5 protein-coding genes and 1 pseudogene are annotated in these 6,356 nt (G+C 71.0%); 3 read left to right on the top strand and 3 right to left on the bottom strand.

What is annotated here, in order from left to right:
- The 3 genes from V8688_RS30830 to V8688_RS30820 all read right to left on the bottom strand — a co-directional run.
- On the bottom strand, positions 1-1,052 hold a 1,052-nt coding region (locus V8688_RS30830), incomplete at its 3' end, for a glycosyltransferase family 1 protein (RefSeq protein WP_342802269.1).
- A complete protein-coding gene (locus V8688_RS30825; RefSeq protein WP_316574664.1) occupies positions 1,049-2,407 on the bottom strand; it encodes an O-antigen ligase family protein in 1,359 nt (452 codons plus the stop codon). The genes V8688_RS30825 and V8688_RS30830, both read right to left, overlap by 4 nt.
- Positions 2,408-2,410: 3 nt before the next feature.
- Positions 2,411-3,241 (bottom strand): glycosyltransferase, encoded by an 831-nt coding sequence (locus V8688_RS30820; RefSeq protein ID WP_342802268.1) that lies wholly within the window; start codon positions 3,239-3,241, stop codon positions 2,411-2,413.
- A 317-nt stretch (positions 3,242-3,558) separates the two neighbouring features.
- Between V8688_RS30820 and V8688_RS30815 the strand changes: the two genes are divergently transcribed.
- From V8688_RS30815 to V8688_RS30805, 3 genes and pseudogenes are all read left to right on the top strand, one after another.
- Positions 3,559-4,536 (top strand): hypothetical protein, encoded by a 978-nt coding sequence (locus V8688_RS30815; RefSeq protein WP_218716208.1) that lies wholly within the window; start codon positions 3,559-3,561, stop codon positions 4,534-4,536.
- Between the two features lie 63 nt (positions 4,537-4,599).
- A complete protein-coding gene (locus tag V8688_RS30810; protein WP_218716207.1) occupies positions 4,600-5,931 on the top strand; it encodes a glutamate-1-semialdehyde 2,1-aminomutase in 1,332 nt (443 codons plus the stop codon).
- A pseudogene (locus V8688_RS30805) lies at positions 5,928-6,356 on the top strand (glycosyltransferase family 4 protein); the annotation flags it as partial. The gene V8688_RS30810 and the pseudogene V8688_RS30805, both read left to right, overlap by 4 nt.

Genomic DNA, 6,356 nt, shown 5'->3' with positions numbered 1-6,356 from the left:
GCGCGGTAGGCGGCGACGGTCGCCGCTGCCGTGGCCTGCCAGCTCAGCGCGGACACCGCGGCGAGGCCGCGACGGCGCAGGTCCTGGTTGGCAGCCGCGTCGTGCACCAGCGGGCGCAGGGCTTTCGCCCAGTCCTCGGCGACCGATCGCGCCACGAGCACGGCGCCGTCCCCGCAGACCTGGGGCAGCGCGCCGACCGCGCTCGCGACCACCGCGCCACCGCAGGCCATGGCCTCGACCGGCGGCAGCCCGAATCCCTCGTACTGCGAGCAGTAGGCGACCACCGTCGCGGCCGCGTACAGCGCGGGCAGGTCCGCGGTGTCGACGTAGCCGAGCCCGATCGCCGAGCTCGGCGCCTGCGGGCCGTCGGATCCGGCACCGGCCAGCACCAGGGGGACGTCGAGGAGGCCGGCCGCCTCGGCCAGCATCGCGACCTGCTTGCGCGGTTCGACGGTGCCGACTTGCAGCACGAAGCGCGGCGGCAGGTCATACCGCCCGCGCACTCGCGCGACGTCGTGTTCCCCGGGTTCCCGCGCCCACCCGGCGGGGGCGAGCGGTACGACGACCGCGTCCCGGCCGAACCGGTCGGCGATCCGCTCGGCGGTGAACTCCGAGACCGCGATGAGCAGATCGGCGCGGGCCAGCGACATCCGGACCAGCAGCTGTTCGCCCCGTGCCCGGTAGCGACTGAAGGCCCACGGGACATCGAACACCGACAGGTCGTGCACGGTACCGACGGTCGCGCGCGGCCCGGTGACCGGAACGTCGACGTCGAGCCCGTGGAAGACATCGACGCCGCGCAGCGGGGCGATGCCGTGCCAGGCCCGCCGCGCCCCCGCCGCGACCGGACGCGTCACCGCGCTGATGCCCGGCGGCAGGATCGCCACGGCATCGGCTTGGACCACGGCCGACAGGGCGGTTCCCGCCAGCAGGGCCGGCATCCGCGCCAGCAGCTCACGCTGATAGGTCGACACCCCCGCCCCGTTCGGACGGCAGGCCAGCGCACCGAAACACAGTGCGCCACCTCGCTTTTCCTGTACCTCGACGTTCATGTGACCTGCTCGGGGACAGCGCTGCGCTCGACGGTCGTGGACTGCTGGGTGATCGCACAGCCGACGACCGCGGCCAGCAACCAGAAGTAGAAATCACTGGGGAAGATCTCGAAGTAGCTCGACGCGACCGCCGCCACCGCGCTGGCCAGGACCGCCGCCGCGACGCCGAGCGCCAGGGCGGCGTCGTTGCCACGCAGTGTGCGGGCCGCGCGAATCGACATCAGGTAGATCACCACCATGATCGCCGCGAACAGCCACACACCGATCGGCCCGAGTTCGATCAGGAGCTTCACGTAGTAGTTGTCGGGCTGATACGGACGTCCGTAGATCTGGACCTCGCCGGTGGCGTACGGCAGCTTCTCGGCCATCGGGCCGAGTTCCTCGACCAGCAGACGCGCCTTCGCCGCGCCGGTGGAACCGAGACCGTCCCCGAACGGATGACTGCCGACCGACCGGATCACGGTGTTCCAGCCGGTCCCCCGGTCGGCCAGGCTCGACGACGAGAACAGCGAACTACGGGCCTGCGCGGACACCGCGACACTGCCCAGGCCGATCAGCACGACGCCGCCGATGATCACCGCCTTCAGCTGCCGCCGATACCGCACCACCGCCAGCACCAGTGCCCCGACCAGCAGGCCCACCAGCGCCGCCCGCACCACACTCGCCGCGATCCCCGCGACCAGTACCGGCGTCGCCAGCAGGAAGATCCGGTTGCGCGGGCGCCGCGGCGCGGCCAGCGCGACCGAACCACCGACGAGCAGGACCGTCACCAGGTAGAACCCGAACGGAAACGGCTGATTGAACGTGCTGAACGAGCGCAGGATGCCCCCCGAGAACCGGATCGTCTCGTTGTACTCGTAGCCCATCTGGGCCAGTCCTGCCGCGCCGATCGCCTGCTGGGCCAATCCGAACACCGCGATCACGATCGACTCCATCATCATGATGGTCACCAGCAGATCGCGGTCGCGCGCGTTGAACGGTCGCAGGTACAGGATCAGCGGGACCACGACGAAGTAGAAGAACGTGATCTTGATCGCGAACAGGCCGAGCGATCCTGCCGTCACGAACGCCGACACGACCCCGAACACGACCAGGACCGCGCCGAACGACCACCACGGAATCACCGGGCGCGGTTCGGATTCGCGCTGCGGGACGACGACGGCCACCGCGAGAGTGAGCAGCAGCAGCGCCTCCTTCCACCCGTTGACCTGCATCCACCCGGGCGCGATCAGGAGCAGACCGTTGAACGGCACCAGCGCGGCGACCAGCAACAGCCCGCGCTGCGGCCGATGGCGGATCCAGCGCAGGAACACCCACGCGACCGGAACCGCGAGCAGGTACAGCAGCGGGCCCACGATTCAGCCCTTCCCGGCCGCGCGTTTGACCCGCGCGCCCAGCCGGACCAGTGCCTGACGCACGACCTTGCCGTCGCCGACGAGGACATCGACGAGGCGGATCTGATCGCGGTGCCTGCGCCGGTAGTGGTGGTTGAACCGGAGCACGTCGGACAGCTTGCTGAGGGTCGAGGTGGTGGAGGAGTAATTGAACGCCGAGGCGCGGTTGATCGCCAGCACCCGGCTGTCACCGAAGAAGCCGCCGCGCTCGACCAGTTGCGCGATGAGGTCGATGTCCATCGCGTAGAGGAAGTCGGTGCGGAACCCGCTGGTCGTGGCCAGATCGCTGCGGCGGAACATGAACGCGGCCGTCGGGCACAGTTCGTCGGGGAGCTTGCGGACGAAGGCGCGCAGGGCGGTCCGCGACGAGCGGCGCCCGAGCAGTCCCGTCAGCCCACGCGATCGGGCGAGCAGCGTTCCCGCGTCGTCGATGACGTCGAACCTGGCGCCGGTGACGGCGATCTCCGGATCGCGCAGCGCGTCGACCTGCGCCGACAGGCAATTCGGGGTGATCAGGTCGTCGGCGCAGACGAGCTTGACCAGCTCACCCGAGGCCAGTCCGATCGTCCGGTCCCAGTTCTCGGCGATCGGCAGGACGACGTCGTTGGTGTAGAGCCGAATCCGGTCGTCGTCGAAGGACCGCACCAGCTCGCCGGTGCCGTCGACACTCGCGTTGTCGACCACGACGATCTCGAAATCCGCGAAGTCCTGCGCGAGGATCGACCCGATGGTCTCGACGATCGTGCGTGCCGCGTTGAATGCCGGGACACACACCGACACCCGAACCCCCACCACTGTTCGATCCTCCATGATTTCCGTCACTCACCGATCCCGCGTGCCCGCCGCGGGCGGGCACGAACCGGCTCAGCGTACCGATCTCCCCGCGCCCGCGCTCATCTGGCGATTTCCGCCACATCGACCCGCTGAACTGTTCCGCGGCGCTGCGGGCACGGCGCGCCACGTGCGTATCGAGTGGGACCGCATCGACGTTTCAGATTCCGGGACACGTTTACCGGCAGCGCCCGCCGGGTAAACCCGTCGCGGTCACGTCTCGCGGCGCAGCGGAACCCCAGCTACCATCGCCACCACTACCGGTGGAATGTGGGGGAAGTGTGAGTGAGACGGCGGCGACGGGTGAGTCCCGCTCGGCGAGCGCGTCGATGTCCGGCGTCGACCTCGCCGGGCACGCCCGCCAGCTGATCCGGGTCCTCCCGATCGCCCTGGTGGTGGCCGTGCTGGTCGGCGCGGGCGTCTGGCTGGTGCGCGACCGCAGCGACCGCACCTACGAGGCGAGCCTGACCGCGCAGATCTCCCAGCAATCGATCGGCGCGGTGTTCAACGAACTCACCCAGCCCTACATCGTGCTGATCACCGAGAGCCGGGTGCTGTCGGACGTGGTGAAGAACGGGCTGGCCCCCTCCGAAGACGATCTGCGGCCCCGGGTCTCGGCCATGACCGGCCCCGCACCCTCGCTGTTGATCATCACAGCGCAGGCGAGCACTCCCGAGCAGGCCGCCAAACTCGTCCTCGCGGTAGAACAGTCGCTCGACCGTGTCGGATCCCAGATGCGCACCGAGGCGATCGCTCGCTCGGCGGCCGACCTGGAAGATCACCGCCGGGCCGTCGAGGACACCTTCTCCAAGCGGCTCGTCGACGATCCGCTGCGGCCGGAGCTGAGTTTCGACGCCAGGGACGTCGCCCGCGAAATCGAGTTCCGCCAGGTGCTCGGCATGGCCCGGCTCACCGTGATCAGCAATCCGCGCACGGAACTGGTGGCCCCGCACCCGGTGCAGGAAGGGCTGTTCGCCGCCTTGGCCGCCTTGATCGTGGCCGCCGAGGGCCTGGTGCTGGCGCGTGGCGCGCTGGAGCGGCGCACCGGCCGCAAGCGCACCGCCGAGGACCCGCAGCCCGCCGAGACATCCGCGTCGGTCGGTACCTCCGAGGTCGACCCGTCCGCCCGGGCCGACGCGATCGCGCCGGCGTCGGTATCCGTCGCCTACGACCCCGAGACCACGGTCCTCCCCCGCCAGTGGCCCCCACGGGCAGCCCCGGTGAAGACCGCGAGCAAGAACTCGACGCCCAGCGCGTAGGGCGGGCAACCGCTCGGGACCGGGTCGCCACGGACCGACCGACACGAGCCGAGAGGAACGCTGATGCGCAGCTTCGATCACAGCACGGCCGTCCAGGCCCGGCTGCACGAGCTCGTTCCGGGCGGCGCGCACACCTACGCGCGCGGCAGCGACCAATACCCCGAGGGCATGGCCCCGGTGCTGGTGCGCGGCAAGGGCGCTCGGGTCTGGGATGTCGACGGCAACGAGTTCGTCGAGTACGGGATGGGGCTGCGCGCGGTCACGCTGGGCCACGGCTACGAGCCGGTGTGCGCGGCCGCCGCGCGCGCCGCCGCCGACGGCTCGAGCTTCTCCCGGCCCACCGAATCGGAACTGCTCGCCGCCGAGGACTTCCTGTCGCTGGTGCCCGGCGCCGACATGGTCAAGTTCGCCAAGAACGGCTCCGACGCCACCACCGCCGCGGTGCGTCTCGCCAGGGCGGTCACCGGGCGGACCCGGATCGCCGTCTGCGATCAGCCGTTCTTCTCCGTCGACGACTGGTTCATCGGCACCACCGAGATGGCGGGCGGCATCCCCGCCGTCGACACCGTGAAGTTCCCCTACAACGACCTCGACGCGCTGGCGGGCACCCTGGCCGCCGGTGAGGTGGCCGCGGTGTTCCTCGAGGCCGCCACCGCCTTGGCCGAGCCGCTGCCCGGCTATCTGGAAGGCGTTCGCGCGCTCTGTGATCGGCACGGCACACTGCTGGTGTTCGACGAGATGATCACCGGTTTCCGCTGGGCGGCGGGTGGCGCGCAGGCCGTCTACGGCGTCACGCCCGACCTGTCGTGCTGGGGCAAGGCGATGGGCAACGGCTTCCCGATCTCCGCGCTCGCGGGCAAGCGCGAGTACATGGAGCTCGGCGGGCTGCGTACCGAGCGGGACCGGGTGTTCCTGCTCTCGACCACGCACGGCCCGGAGACCTCGGCGCTGGCCGCGTTCCGCGCGGTCGTGCACGCCTACCGCACCGAGGACCCGGTCACCCGGATGGAGCAGGCGGGGCGCGACCTGGCCGACGGCGTGAACGCCGTCGCCGCCGAGCTCGGGCTCGCCGACCACCTCCAGGTCCGGGGCCGTCCGTCCTGCCTGATCTTCCGTACCCTCGACGCGGAAGGTGCTGCGTCCCAGGCCTTCCGGACGCTGTTCCTCCAGGAGCTGCTCCAGCGTGGGGTGCTCGGTCAGTCCTTCGTCGTCTCCGCGGCCCACGACGCCGCCGCCGTGACCGCCACCGTCGCCGCCTGCGCCGAGGCCGCCGTGGTCTATCGCCGCGCGATCGACCGGGGCACCGTCGAGGGTCTGCTGCGCGGCAGGCCGGTCGCCCCCGCCCTGCGCCGCACCGCCGCCCCCCGACAGATCGAGACGAGCACCTCCCGATGACCCGTGTCGCCCTCGTACACGAACGTTTCACCGAGTTCGGCGGTTCCGAGGCGGTGGTCGGCGAATTCGTCGAAACCTGGCCCGATGCCGAGGTTTTCGCGCCGATCGTCGCGCCGGGCGGGATCCGCGAACCGGTCGGCGCCGTCCACGACAGCTGGCTCAGCCGCGCCCATGCCCTGACCGGCGGCAGACACGCTCCCCTGCTGCCGCTGGTTCCGCGCGTGCTGCGCCGGTTGCCGCTGCGCGACCACGACGTGGTGGTGATCAGCCATCACGCCTTCGCCACCCAGGCCGCCCTGGCCACCGACGCACCCGTCGTCGCCTACGTGCACAGCCCGGCCCGGTGGGCCTGGGATCGCGAGTTCCGCGCCCAGGAGGCGGGTGGGCGCGCCGGGCAGCTCGCCCTCGCCGCGCTGGGCACGCTG

It is taken from the genome of Nocardia sp. No.11, assembly GCF_038752175.1.
Taxonomy (GTDB): domain Bacteria; phylum Actinomycetota; class Actinomycetes; order Mycobacteriales; family Mycobacteriaceae; genus Nocardia; species Nocardia canadensis.
This window is presented reverse-complemented; position numbering and strand designations above follow the sequence as displayed.